This window comes from Roseateles albus (assembly GCF_028595345.1).
GTDB classification, from domain to species: domain Bacteria; phylum Pseudomonadota; class Gammaproteobacteria; order Burkholderiales; family Burkholderiaceae_C; genus Paucibacter_A; species Paucibacter_A albus.
In genome coordinates this window covers 141,712-163,068 of the sequence record NZ_JAQQXT010000004.1, presented here as the reverse complement: position 1 = coordinate 163,068, position 21,357 = coordinate 141,712, and the positions used below count along the sequence as shown (strand labels likewise).

At 63.2% G+C, this 21,357-nt stretch carries 19 protein-coding genes; 16 read left to right on the top strand and 3 right to left on the bottom strand.

Annotated features, from left to right (window positions below; translation table 11 throughout):
- The first annotated feature begins 185 nt into the window (after nucleotides 1–185).
- Entirely contained in the window at nucleotides 186–833 is a 648-nt protein-coding gene (gene coq7, locus PRZ03_RS08225) for a 2-polyprenyl-3-methyl-6-methoxy-1,4-benzoquinone monooxygenase (RefSeq protein WP_273599831.1), read from the top strand.
- A gap of 13 nt (nucleotides 834–846) precedes the next feature.
- Here the strand turns inward: coq7 and PRZ03_RS08220 are convergent, their stop codons facing one another.
- Entirely contained in the window at nucleotides 847–1,269 is a 423-nt protein-coding gene (locus PRZ03_RS08220) for an OsmC family protein (RefSeq protein WP_263533722.1), read from the bottom strand.
- 331 nt (nucleotides 1,270–1,600) lie between these two features.
- Here PRZ03_RS08220 and ilvA point away from each other — a divergent pair, with 331 nt between their 5' ends.
- The gene (gene ilvA / locus PRZ03_RS08215) at nucleotides 1,601–3,193 is read left to right on the top strand and encodes a threonine ammonia-lyase, biosynthetic (RefSeq protein ID WP_273599829.1); all 1,593 of its coding nucleotides are present in this window, start codon (nucleotides 1,601–1,603) and stop codon (nucleotides 3,191–3,193) included.
- Between the two features lie 93 nt (nucleotides 3,194–3,286).
- Entirely contained in the window at nucleotides 3,287–4,303 is a 1,017-nt protein-coding gene (locus PRZ03_RS08210) for a nicotinate-nucleotide--dimethylbenzimidazole phosphoribosyltransferase (protein ID WP_273599828.1), read from the top strand.
- Between the two features lie 9 nt (nucleotides 4,304–4,312).
- Here PRZ03_RS08210 and PRZ03_RS08205 read toward each other — a convergent pair whose 3' ends face one another.
- A complete protein-coding gene (locus PRZ03_RS08205; RefSeq protein ID WP_273599827.1) occupies nucleotides 4,313–4,888 on the bottom strand; it encodes a hypothetical protein in 576 nt (191 codons plus the stop codon).
- Nucleotides 4,889–4,971: 83 nt separating this feature from the next.
- Between PRZ03_RS08205 and gspG the strand changes: the two genes are divergently transcribed.
- The 13 genes from gspG to PRZ03_RS08140 all read left to right on the top strand — a co-directional run bounded on the left by gspG (nucleotide 4,972) and on the right by PRZ03_RS08140 (nucleotide 19,929).
- The gene (gene gspG, locus PRZ03_RS08200) at nucleotides 4,972–5,430 is read left to right on the top strand and encodes a type II secretion system major pseudopilin GspG (RefSeq protein WP_263533718.1); all 459 of its coding nucleotides are present in this window, start codon (nucleotides 4,972–4,974) and stop codon (nucleotides 5,428–5,430) included.
- Nucleotides 5,431–5,458: 28 nt separating this feature from the next.
- Nucleotides 5,459–5,917, top strand: a complete 459-nt coding sequence (locus tag PRZ03_RS08195) for a prepilin-type N-terminal cleavage/methylation domain-containing protein (protein WP_273599826.1) — start codon at nucleotides 5,459–5,461, stop codon at nucleotides 5,915–5,917.
- On the top strand, nucleotides 5,914–6,273 hold the full coding sequence (gene gspI / locus PRZ03_RS08190; RefSeq protein ID WP_263533716.1) for a type II secretion system minor pseudopilin GspI: 360 nt from the start codon (nucleotides 5,914–5,916) through the stop codon (nucleotides 6,271–6,273). Before PRZ03_RS08195 ends, gspI begins: the two co-directional genes overlap by 4 nt.
- Nucleotide 6,274: 1 nt before the next feature.
- Nucleotides 6,275–6,928 carry a PulJ/GspJ family protein gene (locus PRZ03_RS08185; protein WP_273599825.1) on the top strand — a complete coding sequence of 218 codons (654 nt, stop codon included), beginning with the start codon at nucleotides 6,275–6,277 and terminating at the stop codon, nucleotides 6,926–6,928.
- Nucleotides 6,925–7,920 (top strand): type II secretion system minor pseudopilin GspK, encoded by a 996-nt coding sequence (gene gspK, locus PRZ03_RS08180; RefSeq protein ID WP_273599824.1) that lies wholly within the window; start codon nucleotides 6,925–6,927, stop codon nucleotides 7,918–7,920. The genes PRZ03_RS08185 and gspK overlap by 4 nt, the downstream gene beginning before the upstream one ends.
- Nucleotides 7,921–8,027: 107 nt before the next feature.
- On the top strand, nucleotides 8,028–9,308 hold the full coding sequence (gene gspL / locus PRZ03_RS08175; protein ID WP_273599823.1) for a type II secretion system protein GspL: 1,281 nt from the start codon (nucleotides 8,028–8,030) through the stop codon (nucleotides 9,306–9,308).
- Nucleotides 9,305–9,814: a type II secretion system protein GspM gene (gspM, locus tag PRZ03_RS08170; RefSeq protein ID WP_273599822.1), complete on the top strand. Its 510-nt coding sequence runs from the start codon at nucleotides 9,305–9,307 to the stop codon at nucleotides 9,812–9,814. The genes gspL and gspM overlap by 4 nt, the downstream gene beginning before the upstream one ends.
- Entirely contained in the window at nucleotides 9,811–10,731 is a 921-nt protein-coding gene (gspN, locus tag PRZ03_RS08165; protein ID WP_273599821.1) for a type II secretion system protein N, read from the top strand. Before gspM ends, gspN begins: the two co-directional genes overlap by 4 nt.
- A gap of 2 nt (nucleotides 10,732–10,733) precedes the next feature.
- Nucleotides 10,734–12,968 carry a type II secretion system secretin GspD gene (gspD, locus tag PRZ03_RS08160; RefSeq protein ID WP_273599820.1) on the top strand — a complete coding sequence of 745 codons (2,235 nt, stop codon included), beginning with the start codon at nucleotides 10,734–10,736 and terminating at the stop codon, nucleotides 12,966–12,968.
- Between the two features lie 27 nt (nucleotides 12,969–12,995).
- The gene (gspE, locus tag PRZ03_RS08155) at nucleotides 12,996–14,417 is read left to right on the top strand and encodes a type II secretion system ATPase GspE (RefSeq protein WP_273599819.1); all 1,422 of its coding nucleotides are present in this window, start codon (nucleotides 12,996–12,998) and stop codon (nucleotides 14,415–14,417) included.
- Between the two features lie 5 nt (nucleotides 14,418–14,422).
- Nucleotides 14,423–15,634, top strand: coding sequence for a type II secretion system inner membrane protein GspF (gene gspF / locus PRZ03_RS08150; protein ID WP_273599818.1), 1,212 nt, complete (start codon nucleotides 14,423–14,425; stop codon nucleotides 15,632–15,634).
- 3 nt (nucleotides 15,635–15,637) lie between these two features.
- Nucleotides 15,638–16,534, top strand: coding sequence for a 5'-nucleotidase (locus tag PRZ03_RS08145; protein ID WP_273599817.1), 897 nt, complete (start codon nucleotides 15,638–15,640; stop codon nucleotides 16,532–16,534).
- 59 nt (nucleotides 16,535–16,593) lie between these two features.
- A complete protein-coding gene (locus tag PRZ03_RS08140; RefSeq protein WP_273599816.1) occupies nucleotides 16,594–19,929 on the top strand; it encodes a S41 family peptidase in 3,336 nt (1,111 codons plus the stop codon).
- Here PRZ03_RS08140 and tyrS read toward each other — a convergent pair.
- A complete protein-coding gene (gene tyrS / locus PRZ03_RS08135) occupies nucleotides 19,926–21,167 on the bottom strand; it encodes a tyrosine--tRNA ligase (protein ID WP_273599815.1) in 1,242 nt (413 codons plus the stop codon). The two genes, PRZ03_RS08140 and tyrS, sit on opposite strands and share 4 nt — an antisense overlap.
- Between the last annotated feature and the right edge of the window lie 190 nt (nucleotides 21,168–21,357).

The window sequence follows — 21,357 nt, the reverse complement described above, 5'->3', positions numbered from 1 at the left end:
CGGAAGTTGCCGTATTGCACCAGATGAATGCCACTTTTCGACAACAGGGCCGATAAAACTAGGGTTTGCGTTGTTGACTCACAACAAAAAACAGGCATCACAACATCGTCACATTCGGTGGTTTTGACCGAGCGCCCCGTAGACTGCGGACTTTAGACCCGCTTCTTCGCTCCCCACCGACACCCATGACCTCTCGCATCAAGCTCTCAAAACTGGATCTGCTGCTGGCCAGCGCCGACCATGGGCTGAGGACTGTGTTCGGCAAACCACCGGCCGCGCGAGCCTCCCCAGCAAAATCCATTGTCGACGAGTCCGCCTTGAGCCCCGCTGAAGTCCGGCTCTCCGCAGCGCTGATGCGGGTCAATCATGTGGGTGAAATTTGCGCGCAGGCCTTGTATCAGTCCCAAGCCCTGCTGACACGCGACCCTGATTTACGCGCCCACTTTGCCCAAGCCGCCAAAGAAGAGTTGGATCACCTCGCATGGACGCAGCAACGCATTGATGAATTAGGCAGCCACACCAGTCGGTTGCGCCCGCTGTGGTACGGCGGCGCCTTTGCGATTGGCAGCTTGGCGGGCCTAGCCGGCGACCGCAACAGTCTGGGTTTTGTGGTCGAAACCGAACGCCAGGTGGAGCAGCATCTGGCCACTCACCTCGAACGCCTGCCGCTCAATGACCTGCGCTCGCGCGCCATCGTTGCGCAAATGAAAGAGGAAGAGGCCCGCCACGCCGCAGAAGCCCTGGACGCCGGTGCGCGCCCCTTGTCGGCCCCGCTGGGCAAACTGATGCGTTTGGCAGCACGCGTGATGACCCGCACCGCACATTACATTTAGCAAGCCCCGCAGCTCATCCTTCGATCAGCTCGACCGAGGTCGTCATCGCCGCCGTTTTGCCCAACATGATGCTGGCCGAGCAGTATTTTTCATGCGACAGAGCTACCGCGCGCTCCACCACATCTTGCTTGAGCCCGCGCCCGGTCACCAGGAAATGCATATGGATGGCGGTAAAGACCTTGGGTTCGGTCGGCGCCCGTTCGGCAGTCAGTTTGACTTGGCAACCGGTCACATCGTGGCGCCCGCGTTTGAGGATCAACACCACGTCATAGGCGGTGCAGCCGCCCGTGCCGGCCAACACGGTTTCCATGGGACGAGGCGCCAAATTTCGACCGCCGCCGTCCGGCGCACCGTCCATCGCCAGCATGTGACCGCTGCCGGTTTCGGCCACAAAAGCCATACCACCTGCGCCCATCCAATTGATCGTGCACTCCATAAGAATTCTCCATTTTTTGCCGCCTCTGCGGCAGCGTTTCTTCACAGGGACTCAAGTATTCACCAGGAAATATTGCAGCGCAGCATAACTTCCGGCTAAAATCAGACCCAAGCGAAATCAGCAAGTGGTCTCTAAGCGGTATTTTCCGCTTGGTATTCTGATGTGATACCGAACTGCTTGCCTCGCACCGATTGTCTCCTCCACCGCCTCCATGGTGGATTCAGCCCAAGCTTGCAAAAGCTTGGGCTTTTTTTTGCCCCAGCTGGACAGCAATGAGATGAGAGCACTCGCTTATCATGCTGCACCGCAATAGTTTGGCATCGGAGATTTCATGGCTGGCCCCTCCCCCGCAAGACCTCGGCCCGCAAAGGCCGCCAAGGCTAGCAAGTCCGCACTGCCAGCTCTGATTCCCAGCGACAACAGCTACTTGCAGAGAATTTTGAACGCGCGCGTCTATGACGTCGCCATCGAAACCTCGCTGTCGCCGGCCAAAAGCCTGTCCAAACGCTTGGGCAACAAGGTCTTTTTAAAGCGCGAAGACGAGCAACCGGTCTTCAGCTTCAAGCTGCGCGGCGCCTACAACAAGATGGTGAACCTGAGCGCCGAAAGCTTGGCCAAAGGCGTGATCTGCGCCTCCGCCGGCAACCATGCGCAGGGCGTGGCGCTGTCGGCCAAAAAGCTCGGCTGCCGCGCGGTCATCGTGATGCCGGTCACGACGCCCAAGGTCAAGATTGATGCAGTCTTGTCCTTTGGCGGTGAAGTCGTATTGCATGGCGACAGTTTCACCGATGCCTACGGGCGCGCGCTGGAGCTGGAGCGCGAGCAAGGGCTGACTTTTGTACACCCCTTCGATGACCCCGATGTGATAGCGGGTCAGGGCACTGTGGCGATGGAGATCTTGCGCCAGCACCAAGGCCCGATTGACGCGGTTTTTGTTGCCATTGGTGGTGGCGGGCTGATTTCAGGGGTCGCCGCCTACATCAAGGCGCTGCGCCCCGAGATCAAGGTCATAGGCGTACAGACCAAGGACTCAGACGCCATGGTGCGCTCGGTCAAGGCCGGCAAGCGCGTCACGCTCGCCGATGTGGGTCTCTTCTCCGACGGCACGGCCGTCAAACTGGTGGGCGAAGAAACCTTCCGCATCACCCGCGAGTTGGTGGACGACTTTGTGCTGGTGGAGACCGACGCGGTATGTGCCGCCATCAAGGATGTCTTTGAAGACACCCGCAGCATTCTGGAGCCGGCCGGCGCCTTGGGCGTCGCGGCCATCAAGCAGTATGTGGCCGAGCATGGCTGCAAGGGCCAGACCTTTGTCGCCATCACCTGCGGCGCCAATATGAACTTCGATCGCCTGCGCTTTGTGGCCGAGCGCGCCGAAGTGGGGGAGCACCGCGAGGCGCTGTTCGCCATCACCATCCCCGAGGAGCGCGGCAGCTTCAAACGCTTTTGCGAACTGCTGGGCCCACGCAGCGTCACCGAATTCAATTACCGCATTTCGGACGCCAACAAAGCCCATATCTTTGTCGGCATCGCCACCCAGAAGCGCGAAGAGTCCTTGAAGCTGGCCAAGACCTTCGCCAAACATGGCTTCGAGACACTGGACCTGAGCGACGATGAGTTGGCCAAGCTGCATATTCGCCATATGGTCGGCGGCCGCTCCGAGTTAGCCCGCAACGAGCGCCTGTACCGCTTCATATTTCCGGAAAGGCCCGGCGCCTTGATGCGCTTTTTGAGCTCCATGCACCCAGACTGGAACATCAGCCTGTTTCATTACCGCAACCAGGGCGCCGACTACGGTCGCATCTTGGTCGGCATCCAGGTTCCGCGCGGCGACAACACCGCACTGCGCGCATTTTTGGACTCCTTGAACTACCCCTTTGTGGACGAGTCCAACAACCCGGTCTACAAGCAATTCCTGGGATAAAGCGTCAGCGCGGACAGGGGCAAGTGCGGATGCGCAAAGCGCGGCCCCGTCCTCAAAATCCAGCCTCCTCATTTGCAGCGCGCCCAACCGTCAATGCCCATTCAACAGTCCCTGATCAGTCCGACGGCCAATCCAGCACTGGAAAAGGCACTGCGAGACCGGGTTGATCGACATGGGGAAATTGCCGGCGGGCTCGGCGAGTTGGAGCCACTGGCGGTGCGGCTCGGACTGATTCAGAACTCCCTCACGCCGCGCTTTCGCGACCCGGCCTTGACGCTCTTTGCTGCCGACCATGGATTGGCGGTCGACGGCATTGGCAGCCAATGGGGCCGCAGCACACGCGAGCAAGCTCTGCTGGCCCTGCAAAACCGCCTGCCACTGGCTGTCTTTGCGCGCCTGCAGGGCTTGCAGTTGGTGCTGGTCGATTGCGGTATCGCGGAGGCGCTGGCACCGCACGCAAGACTGCTGGCGCGAAAGATCGCTCACGGCACGCGCAATGCGCGGGTCACGGCCGCCATGAGCCTGGAGCAAGCCCATGCGGGTGTGCGCGTCGGCATGGAGGTAGCCGACAAGCTCACCGGCAATGTGCTGGCCTGTGCTGGCATGGGCCAAGGCTCGGACGAGAGCTCGTCACTGGTCTTGGCGCGCTTGATGGATTGCCCCTTGCGCGACTTTGTCATCTCTGGCCCCGATATGCGCCAGGACGACCTCGCTCATTTGCTGAACGTCTTGCAGGCGGCGCAGGCCCGACACCGCAATGTCAACGACCCCATGGAGGTCTTGGCGGCCTTTGGCGGCTTCGAGACCGCCGTGATGGTGGGCGCGATGCTGGTCGCCGCGTCTAAGCGCAGCCTGATCATCGTCGACGGCATGACCGCCTGCGCGGCCTTGAAAATTGCCGCCAAGATTGCGCCCCCGGTGACCGACTACGCGGTCTTTTGCCGCAGCCATGGGCACCGTGGTTTGGATGAGGCGCTGGCCATGTTTCATGCCTCGGCCTTGCTGGAGCTCGGTATGGACAGTGCCGACGGCACCGGCGCGGCATTGGCCTGGCCGATGATTCGCAGCGCGGCGGCCCTGCTGACCGACTTAAATGAGCTTAATGCTTAATGCCTATGCTTAATGTGTAGAGGACGGCCCGGCCGGATCATGCAAAGGCCGAGGCTGGCTTTCGAGCGGCGCTTGTGCCGGCGCCATGGGCGGCGGCGCGTAGGAGCCCAGCACCACCGGTGAGGGCTGAGCAGCAGGCAAAGCACCGGTTGCGGCAGCAGCCAGAGGAGCGATCTGCAGAGTCATGCTGACCACACCCGCCTCGCCCAAACTGGCCGAGCGCCCGTCCACATACAACAGTTGCAAATTGCCGTCCACCAAGGCACCAACGCGGACAGTACGGGCCACGCCGTCGACGGCGATCAAGGCCACACCTTCGCCGCCAGCCTGACTCGCACCGGCATTTTTAGGCGCCACCACGCCAAGCAGTTTGAAACGGCTCTCAACGGCCGGCGCCGCCTCGGCCGCCACAGCCGCTGCCGCGCCGAACAAGCGAGTCAAATCGGCTTGGCCCGCACGCTGCTCCAGCGCCGGTTGAGCCTGAGCCGGCACTTGAATGGGTCTGGCCAGCAATTGGATCAACCAAAAGCCGCCGCTACAGGCGAGCAAACCCCACACCAAAAAAGCAATCATTCGTGCAAGCATGAGCAGATTATGATTCATCCGCTGGCCCACTCATCAGGTGGGTTTCAGTAGCTTCATCTTCGCCACAACAAGCTCACGCTCAAATGCATATCCAAGCAACGCTGCCTTCAATCCCGCGCCGCCGAAACCTCCGCCGCAGCGCAGGTTTCACCCTGATCGAATTGCTGGTCGTACTGGTCATCATCGGCGTGCTGGCAGCGCTGGTGGTGCCCAATGTGCTGGACCGTGCCGACGAGGCCCGCGTCACCGCCGCCCGCACCGACGTCAACAATCTGATGCAGGCCTTGAAGCTGTACAAGCTCGACAACCAACGTTACCCCAGCGCCGAGCAAGGCCTGGAGGCCTTGGTGCGCAAGCCCACTGCCGGCACGCCGCCGCCGAACTGGAAGCCTTATGTCGAGAAGCTGCCGCTGGATCCGTGGAAGCAGCCCTACCAATATGCCAACCCCGGCATCAAGGGCGAGATCGATGTCTACAGCTTCGGTGCCGATGGCCGCGCCGGTGGCGAGGGCAATGACGCCGACATCGGTTCTTGGCAATAAGTGTTGTGCCGCTCTGGGCAGTGACTCTGTGATCGCAGCCGGCCGTAGCCTTGGGGCTCATGGCTTCACTCTGATCGAGCTTTTGGTGGTCGTGGCCTTGATCGCGATCGCGACGGCCACCGTCAGCCTGTCTTTGCGCGACCCGGCCGCCGCTCAGTTGGAGCGCGAGGCGGAGCGCCTGACCGCCTTGTTCGAAACCGCCCGCGCCGAAAGCCGCGCCGCCGGGCTGCCTGTGCAATGGGCGCCGAGCAAAAAAGACACTGGCGACGACTTCCAGTTCCTCGGTCTGCCCAAACGGATCATATTGCCGCAGCGCTGGCTCGGTGAGCCGGTCGCCGTGCAGATTGCCGGTGCGAACGTCATCAACCTGGGCCCGGAGCCGATGATTGGCGCGCAGCGCCTGCAGCTCAGCCTGGGCACTCAGCAGATCGTCTTGGCGACCGATGGCTTGTCGGCGTTCGAAGTGGCCCCAGCACCAACGCCATGAAGCCAGTGCGCGGTTTTACTTTGATAGAAGTCTTGGTCGCGCTGGTGATCGTGGCGATTGCATTGACCGCCGGCGTCAAGGCTGCCGGCGCATTGACCTTGAACGCGGGGCGCTTGCGCACCATCAGCGCGGCGCAGTGGTGCGCCGAAAATCAGCTGACCGAGTTGCGGCTGTCCAAACAATTCCCCAGCGTCGGCGACAGCGATTTCGCTTGCGAACAATTCGGCGAAAGCTACAAAGGCCAGGTCACCGTGCGCCCAACGCCTAACCCGAGCTTTCGCCGTGTCGATGCCGCCATTCGTGACGAGGCCGGCAATCAACTGCTGCTGATCTCGACCATCATGGGCCGCTACTGATATGCAGCGGGCCCGAGGTTTTACCTTGATCGAGGTGCTGGTCGCCCTGGTCGTGATGTCCACCCTGGCCATGATGGCGTGGCGCGGTCTTGATGCCTTGATCAAGAGCCGCGAGATCGCTCAGACCAACCTCGATCAAAGCGCACGCCTTCAAACCGTCTTGGCTCAGTGGGAACAGGATCTCCGCTCGATTCAAGACAGCGGCAGCGTCGATGCCTTGAATTTTGACGGTGCCAGCCTGCGCCTGACGCGCCAGCACCCGCAAGGCATCCAAGTCGTCGTCTGGTCCGTGCGCGGCGGCGCTCTGAATCGCTGGGAAAGCAAACCCGTGCAAACGGTCGGCCCCTTGGAAGAGAATTTCAAGCGCGGCGCGCAGTTGCTGGCCCAAGATGCGGGCCAATTGCGCGCGCTGGAAGGCGTCTCAGGCTGGCAGCTCTACTGCTACCGGGGCAATAGCTGGAGCAATTGCCTGTCCAGCGGCAACGACGAGACTGCCCCGCCGCTGCCGCCTGCGTCCGGCGCATCGGGCGCGGCCCCGCCGGAAAAGCCCCGCCAGGCCCTACCCAGCGGCATTCGCATGCTGATCCAATTCGGCCCGGGCAGCGGCTTTGGCGGGCCCTTGACGCGCCAGGTTGAACTGAGGCCGCAGTCATGAGGCGGCGGTTTGAATCCCAGCAGGGTGCGGCCTTGTTGACCGCGATGATCATCGTCACCCTGGTCGCGACGCTGGCCTCGGCCATGGTCTGGCGCCAGTACCGCGCGGTGCAAATCGAGGCGGCCGAGCGTGCTCGCGCCCAGGCCAGCTGGATTTTGCAAGGCTCGCTGGATTGGGCCCGTTTGATCCTGCGCGAAGACGCACGCGCCGACCGTGACGCGCAGCGGCGGGGCGAGCAGGCCGTCGATCACCTGGGTGAAGTCTGGTCCGTGCCGCTGGCCGAGGCCCGCCTTTCGACCTTTTTAGCTGCCGACAAAAACACTGCTGACGACGGTCCGGAAGCCTTTTTGTCCGGCAGCCTGCAAGACGCGCAGTCGCGCTACAACCTTCGTCACCTGCTCAGCGGCAAGGTGGTGCCGCCCTTGGAGCAAAAAGTCCTGGAGCGCTTGGTCGTCAGCGCCGGTGCGGCGCCTGGCACGGCGGCCCTGATCATCAGCAAGCTGCGCAGCGCCTATGCCGTCAAGGCCGAATCTGAAGGTCCGTCATCAAGCGGAGATAAAGCCGAGATACCCTTGCAGCCGAAGAACATCGCCCAGCTCGCTTGGTTCGGCCTGAGTGCCGACACCATCGAGCGCCTGAGTCCGCTGCTGACCCTCTTGCCCATCCCCACGCCCGTCAATCTCAACACCGCGCCGCGCGAGGTCATTGCTGCCTTATTCGACGGCATGGATCTGGCCTCTGCCGAACGCTTGGTGCAGGCCCGGCAGTCAAAGCCCCTGAGCAAGCTGGAAGATAGCGCCGACTTCTTCCCCAAGGGCGTGGTGGTAACGGCCGAGCGGGCCTCGGTGAACTCTGCCTTCTTCATCGTCAACGGGCGCCTGCGTCTGGAGGAGCGGGTGCTGGAGGAACGTTCTTTGGTACAAAGGCGCGATTTAGAAATCATTGTGCTGGATCGTCAACGCGTAGTACCCCGACTGGAAACTAAACCTTGATGCCTCAGAATTGCTGCGTGCGCACTACAAATAGCCGCTCTAAGTCTTTGATTTCAGAGGACTTGAAATTGTCAGACTTCTAGAATGAGATAGGCTCCACCGCATCCATGAGTACGACATTACTCCTCTTCCTGCCAGCCCGCAGTCGCCTGCATGCCCAAGGCCGCAGCATCCAGACCCTTGAAGGCCTGGGCCGCGCCGTGCCCGGGCGCGACTACGACTATGTGTTGACCACCGACGGCAGCAGCATCTCGGCCCAAGGCAGCCGCGCGGCGGCACAGTTGCCACACGCAGATGTGGTGATTGCCATTCCGGCCGAGTCCGATCTCTCTTGGCAGCGCGTGACCCTGCCGCGCGCGGGCCGGCAAATGCGCTCCGCGCTGGCGGGCATGTTGGAAGAGTCCTTGCTTGACGATGCAGATAGCCTGCATTTCGCGGTCGAATCGGAGGCCTCCGGGGGTGACGTCGCCTGGGTCGCGATCACCTCGCGGGCATGGTTGCAACAGCATTTGACGGCCTTGGAGGCGGCCCAGGTTTTTGTGGACCGGGTGTCGCCGCTGGCCTGGCCCGATGCGCCACCGCGCGGGCATTTTTACGAAACCGGCAACGAGTTGACGCCGATCGCTCTGCGCTGGAGCCACCCCGAGGGGGTGACCAATTTGCCGCTTGATGGCAGCCTGTCGCGCCAACTTTTCCCGGCCTCGCTGGTGCAGATGTCGCAGTGGACGGCCGCGCCCGAAGTGGCCGCTCAGTCCGAACGCTGGCTGGGCACGGCCGTCAATGTGATCACACCCGCCGAGCGGGCCTTGGCCGTGATCGACAGCCCCTGGAACTTGCGCCAGTTCGAACTGGCACCGCGCACCCGTGGCATCCGGGCCCTGCGCCATCTGCTGCGCGGCCTGATGCGGCGCAATTGGCGGCCGGTGCGCTGGGGCTTGGCCGGTCTGGTGGCGGTGCAGGTCTTGGGCCTGAATCTGCTCGCTTGGCAGCAAAACCAGCAACTCAAAGCCAAGCGCGCCACGATGGATAGCACGCTCACTGCCAGCTTCCCGCAGGTGCGCGCGATCCGCGATGCACCGGTACAGATGCAGCGCGAAACCGATCAGCTGCGTGCCATGGCGGGTCGCAGCAGTGATCAAGACCTCGAAGCCCTGCTGGCGGCGGCGGCCACCGCTTGGCCGGCCGAACGCGGCCCGGTCGAAACGCTGTCCTTCGAATCCGGCCGACTGACCCTCTCGTCGACGGGATGGAGCGAAGCCCATATCCAGCAGTTCCGCAGCCAGTTGAGCAGTGAAGGCTGGCAGCTCGACGCTGTTGAAGGTCGCCTGACGCTGAGCCGAGTACAAGGCCTTGGCGGCGGCAACGCCCTGAGCGCAAACAAAATATGAACCAGCCCAAAACCCTCAACTGGCCGGCGCTCAAAGCCCAGGCACAAACACGCTGGCAGGCGCTGGCCGACCGCGAGCAGCTGGCGCTACAGTTCGTCGCCTGGATATTGGCCCTGCTGCTACTTTGGCTGATTGCCATTCAGCCCGGTCTGCGCAGCCTGCGCCAGGCACCGGCGCAGTTGGAAGCGCTGGAGCTGCAGTTGCAGGAGATGCAAGCACTGGCCGCCGAAGCCCGCGAACTGCGCGCCACACCGGCCGTGCCGATCGCCCTCGCCGCCCAGGCCTTGCAAGCAGCCAGCGAGCATCTCGGTCCGGCCGCCAAGCTCAGCGTCAACGGCGACCGGGCGGTGTTGAGCGTCAACGGCGTCGGTGCGGAGCCTCTGCAGGCTTGGCTCGGCGAAGTACGCAGCGCCGCTCGCGCCCGGCCGCTGGAAGCCAAATTGCAACGCAGCCCGAATGGCTATACCGGCACCATCGTGCTGATGCTCAGCGGAGCCGCACCATGACTGCCTTCTCGATGAAATCATGGTTCAGCCGGCGCCGCCGCAACGAGGCGCCGCTGACCGAGTTGGCACCAACCCAATGGCAAGACTCGCGTCAGATTGAGCCGAGTTGGCGCGGCCGCACCCAAACCAATTTGCGCTGGAGCATCGCCGGCGCCGTACTCGGTGGTCTGCTTTCATTGATCATGTTTGCGCCGGCCAGTTGGTTGGCCCATGGCGTGGCCTCGGCCAGCAATGGCCATGTCTTGATCACCGACACCCGCGGCAGCATCTGGAACGGCAGCGGCGTGCTGGTCTTGACCGGCGGCCTGGACAGCCGCGACGCCAGTCTGCTTCCCGGCCGGCTGCGCTGGTCCATGCATGTGCAAGGCATGGCGCTGGCATTGAAAGCCAGCCAAGACTGCTGTATCAATGGCGAGTTGCAACTGCAGATTCGGCCCGGCTGGGGTCGGTTTGAGGTCGCGCTGATCAGCCATGCGGATTGGCTGGCTCGCTGGCCGGCCGGCTTGCTGGCGGGCCTGGGCACGCCTTGGAACACCTTGCAGCTGGGCGGCTCTATCCGTTTGACTGCACGGGACTTCAAACTGGAGTGGGTGCAAGGGCGCTGGCGCCAGTTTGGTCAACTGGACTTGGATCTGATCAATTTATCCTCGCGCATCTCCACGCTGGCCCCCTTGGGCAGCTATCGTTTCACGCTGGCAGCGCAAAGCAGCGATGAGTCCAAGGCAGGCATCAGCACGCTCACATTGATCACGCTGGACGGCGCCCTGCTACTGTCAGGCGAAGGCACCATGGGGGCAGGCAAGGCCCGCTTTCTGGGCGAGGCATCGGCAGCACCGGGACGCGAAGCGGCCCTGAATAACTTACTGAATATCATCGGACGCCGCCAAGGCGCGCGCTCCGTCATTTCGATCGGATGACAATGAAAATGCGCCCGCAAATTGCGCGCCGAGCTCGGCAGGCTGGACTCTCGCTGTTGGCTTTGGCCTTGGTCAACCCCACTTGGGCTCAGCCCGCGAGCGGCTTGCCGCAGACCAGCAATCGCACACGCGGCCCAGCCTTGAAGGCCCAAACGCCGGTGACACTGAACTTCGTCAATGCCGACATCGAGGCCGTCACCCGCGCCATCGGCGTGATGATGGATCGCCAGTTCATCATCGACCCGCGCGTCAAGGGCCAGATCACGCTCTACAGCGAGCAACCCCTGACCGTGCGCGAGGCCTACCTGAACTACCTGGCGGCGTTGCGCGGCCTGGGCTTCACGGTGGTTGAGAACACCGGCATGTACAAGGTCGTGCCCGAAGCCGATGCCAAGCTGCAGGCGGGCTCGGTCGCAGTTGGCGCCAGCAATGTGCGTGGCGATCAAATCATCACGCAGATCTTCCGCCTCAACCACGAGAACGCCAACAATCTGGTGGCCGTGTTGAGGCCGCTGATCAGCCCCAATAACACCATCAACGCCAATCCGGGCAACAACAGCCTGGTGATCACCGACTACGCGGAGAATCTGCAGCGCCTGGGCCGCATCATCACCACCATGGACACACCGGGCAGCACAGACCTCGAGGTGGTGCCGCTCAAGCATGCGGTCGCCTCGGACTTGGCCGCCTTGGTGCAAAAGTTGGCCGACGGCGGTGCGGCTGCAGTGCCGGGCCAAGCCGGCGGGTCTTTGAGTGTGCTGGTCGACCCACGCAGCAATGCCTTGATCCTGCGCGCCTCCAATCCGGCTCGGATGGCGATGGCGCGCGGCATGATAGACAAGCTCGATCAGCCACCCAGCGACGGCGGCACCGGCAGCAATATCCATGTGGTCTATTTGAAGAATGCAGACGCGACCAAGCTGGCGACCGTGCTCAGGGCTGCTTTTGCGGGCGGGTCCGGTGGAGCGAGCGGCGCAAGCAGCGGTTTGGGCAATGCCTCGGGCAGCGGCAGCAACAGCGGCGGCATCGGCAGCAATCTGGGTGGCTCCGCGCTGACCGGCGCGGGCCAGGGCAATAACAGCGGCCCCTCCACGGCGGCCACCACGCCGGTGGCGCAAAGCCAAGGTCCCTCGACCGGCGGTTTTGTACAGGCCGATCCGGCCACCAACTCGCTGATCATCACGGCCTCAGGCCCGTTCTACCGCCAGATCCGTGGCGTCATTGACCAACTGGATTCGCGCCGTGCGCAGGTCTATGTCGAAACCATGATCGTCAAGGTCGATGCCAGCAAGGCGGCGCAATTCGGCGTGCAATGGCAGAACCTGTTTGGCGACAAGGGGGACAGCGTCATTACGGGCGTGGGCACCAATTTCGGCACTGGATCGAGCAATATCATCAATGGCTCCTTGGCGGTAGCAGGCGGCCGAGAAGGCGTTGGGAAGGCGCTTACGGCGAGCCCCGCGCCCATGGGCTTCAATCTAGGATTCCTCAAGAAGCTGGGCAGCTTTTACACGCTGGGCGCGATCGCCAACTTCCTGGAGTCACAGGCCGGCGCCAATGTGTTGTCAACGCCAAATCTGGTCTCGCTGGACAATGAAGAAGCGAAGATCGTGATCGGCCAGAACGTGCCCTTTCTGTCCGGATCCTTCTCAAATACCGGCAGCGCCGGCGGCGCAGTCAACCCCTTTCAAACCGTTGATCGCAAGGACGTCGGCCTGACGCTGCGCATTCGCAGCCAGATCGGTGAAAACGGGACTGTGCGCATGACGGTGTTCCAGGAAAACTCCGCCGTGGTGCCGGGCACCTCCAGCCTGGGGCCGACCACCGACAAGGCTTCGATCGAAACGACCGTGGTGGTCGACGATGGACAGACGATTGTGCTGGGCGGCCTGCTCAAGGACGAATACAGCGACGGTGACGACAAGGTGCCTGGACTGGGCAATTTGCCGCTGGTGGGTGCGCTGTTCAAGAGCGAGAACCGCAAGCGGGTAAAGACCAATTTGATGGTTTTCCTGCGCCCGGTGGTGATGCGTGACCAGCAAACAGCCGACCAGATGACGCTGGATCGCTACGAGTCGATTCGCGCTGTGCAACAAAAATCTCAGCCGGCCCCCAGCTTTGTGCTGCCCGATACCGGCGTGCCGGTGTTGCCGGCTCTGCCGGGTTCGGCTTCAGCCTCCGAAGGCATGAAGCCGCCCAAGGCCGTGGTTGATCCGCAGCCACAGCAGCAGCCCTGATCGCCCATCCTTTTAGATTGATATCCGATGGCCATCCGCCACCCCCTGCCCTACGCCTTTGCCAAGGCCAATTCCGTGCTGCTGGAAGACGACGGCAGCACCCTGGTGCTGTGGGCGCCGCCCGAGGTCAGCTTGGCCACCTTGTCCGAGGTGCAGCGGCTCTACGTCCTTGACCGCTTCGAGCAAGAACCTCGCAGCACCCTGAGCGAGCGCATCAACGCGGCCTATGCGGGCTCTGAGTCGAGCGCGGCGGTGGTGATCGGCGAGGTCGAAAGCGCGGTCGATCTGAGCCGCATGATGCAGGACTTGCCGGCGGTTGAGGACTTGCTGGAGGCCGCCAACGACGCCCCCATCATCCGCATGCTTAACGCATTACTGACACAGGCCGCCAAGGATGGCGCTAGCGACATCCATATCGAACCCTATGAGCGCGCCAGCTCGGTACGCTTTCGCGTCGACGGCACGCTGCGCGAGGTGGTGCAACCCAACCGTGGTCTGCATGCCGCGCTGATCTCGCGCCTGAAGATCATGGCAGAGTTGGATATCGCCGAGAAGCGCTTGCCGCAAGACGGCCGCATCTCGCTGCGCATCGGCGGGCGCGCCATCGATGTGCGCGTCTCGACGTTGCCCTCGGCGCATGGCGAGCGAGCCGTGTTGCGACTGCTGGACAAGAGTGAATCGAAATTCACGCTCGAGGGCTTAGGCATGAGCGGCGATGTGCTGAGCAGCTTCAAGCGCCTGGTGCAGCAGCCGCACGGCATCGTCTTGGTGACGGGACCTACCGGTAGCGGCAAAACCACCAGCCTCTATGCCTCCTTGCAGACGGTGGACACGGGCACGACCAATGTGTTGACGGTGGAGGACCCGATCGAATACGAGCTGGGCGGCATCGGCCAGACACAGGTCAATGCCAAGATCGACCTGACCTTCGCCAAGGCGCTGCGCGCGATTCTGCGGCAGGACCCGGACGTCATCATGATCGGCGAAATCCGCGACCATGAAACCGCACAAATCGCCATCCAGGCCTCGCTGACCGGCCACTTGGTGCTGGCCACGCTGCACACCAATGACGCGGTGAGCGCGGTAACACGTTTGACCGATATGGGCATAGAGCCTTTCTTGCTCAGCTCCAGCCTCTTGGGCGTGCTCGCGCAGCGCTTGGTTCGCAAGTTATGTCCGGTGTGCAAACGCGCGGATGAACATGGCCACTACCATCCCGTTGGCTGCGATGCCTGCAGCCAGACCGGCTACAAGGGCCGCACCGGCGTCTATGAATTGATGATCGCCAATGACAAGGTGCGTGGACTGATTCACAGCCAAGCGGCCGAGAGCGAATTGCTGGCGGCGGCGCAAGCGGGCGGGCTGCGCTCGATGCGCGACGACGGTGCTCGCCTGGTGGCGGCCGGCATTACGTCCGCCGAAGAAGTGATTCGGGTCACGCGTGAATAGAAAACATGCCGGCCTATAAATACGAAGCCCTCAACGCCTCCGGGCGCAGCGTCAGCGGCCTGATCGAGGCCGATACGCCGCGCGCCGCGCGAGCGCTCTTGCGCGCGCAAGGCCAGGTGCCCTTGACCCTACAGACGGTGCAGCAGCATGGCCAGGCCAGCGGCAGCCGCTTCACCAGGCGGGTCTTCAATGCAACGGCTTTGGCCGTTTGGACAAGGCAGTTGGCCGGTCTGGTCGGCTCCGGCCTGCCCGTCGAGCGGGCGCTGACTGCCTTGACCGACGAATGCGAGGACGCCCGTCAGCGCGAGTTGCTATCGCAACTCAAGGCCGAGGTCAATGCCGGCGCTTCGTTTGCACGCGCCTTGGCGACGGCGCCGCGCGAGTTCGACGAGGTCTTCTGCGGCGTAGTCGCGGCAGGCGAGCAAAGTGGCGCGCTCGGCCACGTGCTGGAAAAGCTTGCCGACGATTTGGAGGAGCGCCAAGACCTGTCCGGCAAGCTGGTCGGTGCGATGGCCTACCCGGCCATCGTGTCGCTGATCTCGGTGATGATCGTGATCTTTCTGGTCACCTATGTGGTGCCGCAGATCGCAACCGTGTTCACGAATTCCAAGCGGGCCTTGCCGTTTCTGACGGTCGCCATGCTAGCCATCAGCGCCTTTGTGCGGCAGTGGGGCTGGCTGATGATTTTGACCCTGGTCGCCGGCGGCATGGGCTTGTCGGCGGCGCTGCGCGGCGAAGCCTTCAGGCAGCGCTTTGATGCCGGCGTCTTGCAAGTGCCGCTGCTGGGGCGGCTAGCGCGCGGCTACAACGCGGCGCGCTTTGCCAGTACCTTGGCGATGCTGGCAGGCGCCGGTGTGCCGATTTTGAAAGCCTTGCAGGCGGCGGCCGAGACGCTCTCGAACCGCGCGATGCGGGCCGACGCGCTCGACGCGCTGGTGCAGGTGCGCGAAGGTGCGCCACTGGGCTCGGCCTTGGCCGGCAAGAAGCGTTTCCCCGGCATCCTGGCGATGTTCGCCCGACTGGGTGAGCAGACCGGGCAATTGCCGCAGATGCTGGAGCGTGCCGCCAAGCAGCTCAGCGTCGAGGTGCAACGCCGCTCGATGGCTGCCGCCACCTTGCTGGAGCCGATTCTGATTGTGGTGATGGGAGCCATCGTCTTGATGATTGTCTTGGCCGTCTTGATGCCTATCATCCAGTTGAACACCTGGGTCAAGTAAACCATGGCAGCCAATCTGGACGGGCAGTTGGTCGTCGCCATCTCGTCCCGCGCGCTGTTTGATTTTGAAGAAGAGAACGAACTGTTCGAGGCCGGCGATGACCGCGCCTATATGGCCTTGCAAGAAAGTCGGCTCGACCTGCCGGCCAAGCCTGGCGTGGCCTTTTCGCTGGTCAACAAGTTGCTGGCCTTCAACTCGCAGGAGCGGCCTCAGGTCGAGATCGTCGTGCTGTCACGCAATGACCCGGTTTCGGGCATGCGGGTGTTCCGCTCGGCGGCGCATTTCGGCCTGGGCATACAACGCGGTGTGTTCACCCGTGGCGAGTCGCCTTGGCGTTACTTACGGCCCTTGAAGGCGCAGCTTTTCTTGTCAACCAACGAAGCCGACGTGCGCTCCGCGCTGGCCGCCGGCGTGGCCGCAGCACGGGTGCTGCCGCTGTCGGCGCGAGCCTCGGGAGAGCATCCCTTTGAAGTGCGCATCGCCTTTGACGGTGACGCCGTGCTGTTTTCCGACGAAGCCGAACAGGTGTTCCAGCGCGATGGCCTGTCTGCTTTCCAAAGTCACGAGTCCACACACGCCAACACGCCGCTGGCGGCCGGCCCGTTCAAGCCGGTGCTCGAAGCCTTGCAGCGTTTGCAGCAAAACCCGAGTGGCCCGATGCGGGTGCGCACGGCGCTGGTAACGGCCCGCAGCGCGCCGGCGCATGAACGCGCCATCCGCACGCTGATGAACTGGCAGATAGAGGTTGATGAGGCGATGTTCCTGGGCGGCCTTGCCAAGGGCGAATTCCTGCGCGAGTTCGAGCCCGATTTCTTCTTCGATGACCAGGCCGGTCATGTCGCTAACGCCGCGCCCCATGTACCGGCAGGCCACGTCACCTCGGGCATCTCGAATCGCTGACAATGCCTCGGCTGCGCCACCAGCGCCGCCGCACACATCCTCCCACAAGGAATTGCTTGATGAAATTGCGTCTTCTCACGGCGGCCTGTTTGGTCGCATTGCAATTGCCGGCCCAGGCACAGACCGAAGGTTTTTATCGCCAGCCGGCGTTGCGAGGTACCCAGCTCTTGCTGGTCGCCGAGGGTGACATTTGGCGCGCCGCCACCGACGGCGGCCGGGCCGAGCGCTTGACCACGCACCCCGGCGCCGAGAGCATGCCCGCCGTGTCGGCCGACGGCCAATGGCTTGCTTTTGTGGCCCAGTACGACGGCCCCGCCGATGTCTACATCATGCCCATCCAAGGCGGTGTGCCCAAACGACTCAGCTGGGAAGGCTCGGCCCAGAAGGTCTGGGGCTTCGGCCCGGCCGGCGAAGTGATTTACAGCGGCCCCTCGCAATCGGGCCAACCGATCAATCAGCTCTATGCGGTGGACCCCAAGACCGCACAGCGCCGCGCCTTGCCGGTGGGCCAGGCCAGCGACGGCGCGCTCAGCGCCGACGGCAAGCAGCTCTATTTCACCCGCAACGGCCTGCGCGGCGACAACGCCCGCCAATACCGGGGCGGTGCGATCGCGCGGCTCTGGACGATGGATTTGAGCGGCAGCGCCGAAGCCCGGCCGCTGCTTGCCGAGGGTGCAAACGACTCTCGGCCGCTGCCCTACCGCAGCGCCACGGGTGAGCGGGTCGCCTTTTTGTCCGACCGCGACGGCACCGTCAATCTCTGGTCGGTCAACCCACAGGGCCAGGACCTGCGCCAGCACAGCCGCTTCAAGGGTTGGGACATTCGCCATGCCTCGATCGACGGCACGCGCGTCAGCGTCGCGGTCGGTGCCGACATCTACTTGCTCGACTTGGAAGCGGCCACAGCCGACCAGGGCCAGCGCTTGAAGCTCACTTTGACGGGTGACTTTGACCAGCAGCGCCAACGCTGGATCAAGAAGCCGCAAGACTTTCTGACCGGCACCACGCTGGCCCCGAACGGCGAGCGCGTGCTCTTGGCCAGCCGCGGCCGCCTAGCCACGCAAGGCACCGGCAACTTGCGCCGGGCCGAGCTGGTGCAGCCGGCCGCCAGCCGCTGCCACAAGAGCGTGTTCAGCGCCGACAGCAGCCAGGTGTTTGCGCTGTGCGACTTCAGCGGCGAGCGCGAGGTCTGGCGCTTGCCCGCCGACGGCCTGGGTGGCGGCGAACAAATCACTTTTGGGGCCACCGCTCAGCGCAGCGATCTGCAGCCCTCGCCCGATGGCCGCTACCTGGCCCATACCGACAAGGAAGGGCACTTGTTCCTGACCGATCTGAAGGCCAGCGGCACGGCAGCCACCCGGCTGATCGGCCATGACAAGCTGGCCGCAGACATCGAGCACCTGACTTGGTCGCCCGACAGCCAAGCGCTCGCCTTCACGCAGCCGCTGCGCGCGGTCGGACGGGCTCAGCTGCGGCTCTACAGCGTCGCGGACGGCAAGACCCACACCGTCAGCAGTGATCGTTATGAAAGCGCAGCGCCGGCCTTCAGCCCCGATGGGCGCTGGCTCTATTTCGCCTCTCAGCGCAACTTCTCGGTCACCGGCAATAGCGGCCCCTGGGGCGACCGCAATATGGGCCCCTTCTTTGACAAGCGCGGCAAGCTCTATGCACTAGCCCTGCAGCCGGGCCAGAGCTTCCCTTTCGCCCCCCGGGATGAGTTGACCCCGAGTGAAGCCAAGAGTGAAGCCAAAGCGGAGGCCAAACCTGACATCAAGGCAGACGCCAAACCAGCCTCCAAACCCGCCATCGTTTGGGCCGGCCTGGCCGAGCGCTTGTTTGAGCTGCCGCTGCCTGCGGCCAATTACGGCGAGCTGCGCGTTGATGGCAAGCGCCTGTGGTGGCTGGAAAGCGAAGCGAGCAGCTCGCCCGAGCGCAAGAGCAGCCTGAAGACGGTCACCATCGACCGGCTGGGAGCCTCGCCCGAAACGGTCGCTTCCGATGTGCGCGAGTTCGAACTCAGCGCCGACGGCAAGAAGTTGATGCTGGTGCGCGCAGCGGCGCCGGGCGCGGCGGCGGAGATCTTGCTGGTCGAGGCGACAGCCAAGTTACCACCCGAGACGGCCAAGTTTCAAATCAAGTGGAGCGATTGGCAGATTGCCACCGACCCCAAGCTGGAGTGGCAGCAGATGTTTGCCGACGGCTGGCGCATGCAACGCGACTATTTCTACGACAAGCAGATGCACGGCGTCGATTGGCAGGCCATGCGGGCCAAGTACGAGCCGCTGGTGGCGCGCGTGACCGACCGCCTTGAGCTGGCCGAATTGATGGCGCAGATGGTCGGCGAGTTGAGCGCCTTGCACAGCCAGGTGGGTGCCGGCGATGTGCGGGCTGCCGCCGAGGAGCCCGCTGCACCTGGATTGGCGGGTCTGGGCGCCCGGCTTACGCGCGCCTCGAACGGCTGGCGCGTCGAGCAGATTTACCGCAGCGACCCGGAGCTGCCGAGCGAGGCCTCGCCCTTGGCCGCGCCGGGCGTCAGCATCCAGGTCGGCGATGTGATCACCGCCGTGAATGGCCGCAAGGCCTTGGACGCCGCCCATCCCTCCGAGCTGCTGCGCGGCCAGGCTGGCAAGCAGGTGCTGCTGCAACTGCTTAGCACTGATGGCAAAGACAAGCAGGCCGTCGTCACCCCGGTGGCGCAGCGGCGCGAACAGCAATTGCGCTTTGGTGACTGGCGCTACGCACACGCACGCGCCGTCGAGGCCGCCTCGGACGGCCGCATCGGCTATTTGCATCTGCGCGCGATGGGGCGAGAGGATATTGCCGACTTTGCCCGCGAGTTCTATGCCCACAGCGACCGCGAGGGGCTGATCATCGATGTGCGCTTCAACGGCGGCGGCAATATTGACAGCTGGATTCTGGAGAAGCTCATGCGCCGCGCCTGGGCCTTCTGGCAGCGCCGCTCGCCCGAAGGCGCGCCGCCGGCCAGCTCGAATATGCAGCACGCCTTCCGGGGCCATTTGGTGGTGCTGGCCAACGAGGAGACCTACTCCGACGGCGAGACCTTTGCCGAGGGCATCAAGCGCCTAGGGCTGGCACCGGTGATAGGCAAGACGACCTCGGGCGCGGGCGTCTGGCTGTCGGATCAGAACCGCTTGCTGGACAACGGCATCATGCGGGCAGCCGAGAGCGGCCAGATGACGGCCGATGGTCAATTCATCATCGAGGGCATAGGCGTCAAGCCGGACATTGAGGTGGACAACCCACCACGCGCCACCTTCCTGGGTGGCGACGCGCAGCTGGATGCGGCGATCGCCCATCTGAAGCATGAGATGGCCTCCAAGCCTAAGGTCATGCCAAAGCCTGGCGCCTATCCCCGGCCGATCAAAATGCCTTAACTGAGCTCTACACGGGCAAACTTGCGTTTGCCCACCTGAGCGACAAAACTGCCGGCTTCCAGTTTCAAGGCTTTGTCACTGATGGTGACGCCGTCGATCTTGACGCCGCCCTGCTCGATCATGCGGGTGGCCTCACCGCCCGAGGCGACCAAGCCGGCCGCTTTGAGCATCGCGCCGACGCCCAAAGGCGCACCGCTCAGCGTGACTTCAGGAATATCGTCCGGAATACCGCCGCGCGCACGGTTGTTGAAATCGGCCTCCGCCGCATCGGCCGCCTCGGCGCTGTGGAAGCGCGCCGTGATTTCCTTGGCCAGCAAGACCTTGGCTTCTTTGGGGTTGCGCCCCGCGTCGACCTCCGCCTTCAGCGCCGCAATCTCGGCCTCGCTCTTGAAACTCAATAGCGCAAACCATTTCCACATCAAGACATCGCTGATCGACAAGACCTTGGCGAACATGCTGTTGGCCGGCTCGCTGATACCGATGTAGTTGTTCTTGGACTTGGACATCTTCTCGATGCCGTCCAGACCTTCCAGCAGCGGCATGGTCAAGATGCACTGCGGCTCTTGGCCATATTCCTGCTGCAGATGCCGACCCATCAAAAGATTGAACTTTTGATCGGTGCCGCCCAACTCGATATCGCTCTTCAAGGCGACCGAGTCATAGCCCTGCATCAGCGGATACAAAAACTCATGCACCGAGATCGGCGTTTGCGCGGCGAAGCGCTTGGTGAAATCATCACGCTCCATCATCCGCGCCACCGTGTATTTGGCCGCCAACTGGATCATGCCGCGTGCGCCCAGCGGGTCGCTCCACTCGGAGTTGTAGCGAATTTCGGTCCTGGCCGGATCCAGCACCAGGCTGGCCTGGGCGTAATAGGTCTCGGCATTGGCCTTGATCTGCTCTTGCGTCAGCGGCGGGCGCGTTGCGTTGCGGCCTGACGGGTCGCCGATCATCGAAGTGAAGTCGCCGATCAGAAAAATCACCTGATGGCCCAAATCCTGCAACTGGCGCAGCTTGTTGAGCACCACGGTATGACCAAGGTGGATGTCGGGCGCGGTCGGGTCGAGACCCAGTTTGATACGCAGCGGCACGCCGGTGGCCTCGGATTTGGCCAGCTTTTGCAGCCAGTCGGCTTCGGGCAAAAGCTCATCACAGGCGCGCTTGCTGACGGCAAAGGCTTCGCGGACGCGGTCGGTGACGGGAAAAGCAGGTGTCACGGAAGTTCGGATTTCGGACATAGCAGCAGTCGAGCCTCGGCTAAAGCCTTGATATATGGGGTTTTCTAGAGTTTGACGCGCCGATCAACTCGGTATACTCGCGCCTAGCTTGAAGCCGGCACCCCCAAAAGTAGGGGGGCGGCAGCAAAGACACCAATTCTAGTGGACGCGACTCGAACAAAGATGCGCCGCTTTTTGTCAGCCAGCATCG

Coding starts and splice junctions, on each gene's coding strand:
- coq7 (WP_273599831.1), top strand. CDS start 186: ATGACCTCTCGCATCAAGCTCTCAAAACTGGATCTGCTGCTGGCCAGC.
- PRZ03_RS08220 (WP_263533722.1), bottom strand. CDS start 1,269: ATGGAGTGCACGATCAATTGGATGGGCGCAGGTGGTATGGCTTTTGTG.
- ilvA (WP_273599829.1), top strand. CDS start 1,601: ATGGCTGGCCCCTCCCCCGCAAGACCTCGGCCCGCAAAGGCCGCCAAG.
- PRZ03_RS08210 (WP_273599828.1), top strand. CDS start 3,287: ATGCCCATTCAACAGTCCCTGATCAGTCCGACGGCCAATCCAGCACTG.
- PRZ03_RS08205 (WP_273599827.1), bottom strand. CDS start 4,888: ATGCTTGCACGAATGATTGCTTTTTTGGTGTGGGGTTTGCTCGCCTGT.
- gspG (WP_263533718.1), top strand. CDS start 4,972: ATGCATATCCAAGCAACGCTGCCTTCAATCCCGCGCCGCCGAAACCTC.
- gspI (WP_263533716.1), top strand. CDS start 5,914: ATGAAGCCAGTGCGCGGTTTTACTTTGATAGAAGTCTTGGTCGCGCTG.
- PRZ03_RS08185 (WP_273599825.1), top strand. CDS start 6,275: ATGCAGCGGGCCCGAGGTTTTACCTTGATCGAGGTGCTGGTCGCCCTG.
- gspK (WP_273599824.1), top strand. CDS start 6,925: ATGAGGCGGCGGTTTGAATCCCAGCAGGGTGCGGCCTTGTTGACCGCG.
- gspL (WP_273599823.1), top strand. CDS start 8,028: ATGAGTACGACATTACTCCTCTTCCTGCCAGCCCGCAGTCGCCTGCAT.
- gspM (WP_273599822.1), top strand. CDS start 9,305: ATGAACCAGCCCAAAACCCTCAACTGGCCGGCGCTCAAAGCCCAGGCA.
- gspN (WP_273599821.1), top strand. CDS start 9,811: ATGACTGCCTTCTCGATGAAATCATGGTTCAGCCGGCGCCGCCGCAAC.
- gspD (WP_273599820.1), top strand. CDS start 10,734: ATGAAAATGCGCCCGCAAATTGCGCGCCGAGCTCGGCAGGCTGGACTC.
- gspE (WP_273599819.1), top strand. CDS start 12,996: ATGGCCATCCGCCACCCCCTGCCCTACGCCTTTGCCAAGGCCAATTCC.
- gspF (WP_273599818.1), top strand. CDS start 14,423: ATGCCGGCCTATAAATACGAAGCCCTCAACGCCTCCGGGCGCAGCGTC.
- PRZ03_RS08145 (WP_273599817.1), top strand. CDS start 15,638: ATGGCAGCCAATCTGGACGGGCAGTTGGTCGTCGCCATCTCGTCCCGC.
- PRZ03_RS08140 (WP_273599816.1), top strand. CDS start 16,594: ATGAAATTGCGTCTTCTCACGGCGGCCTGTTTGGTCGCATTGCAATTG.
- tyrS (WP_273599815.1), bottom strand. CDS start 21,167: ATGTCCGAAATCCGAACTTCCGTGACACCTGCTTTTCCCGTCACCGAC.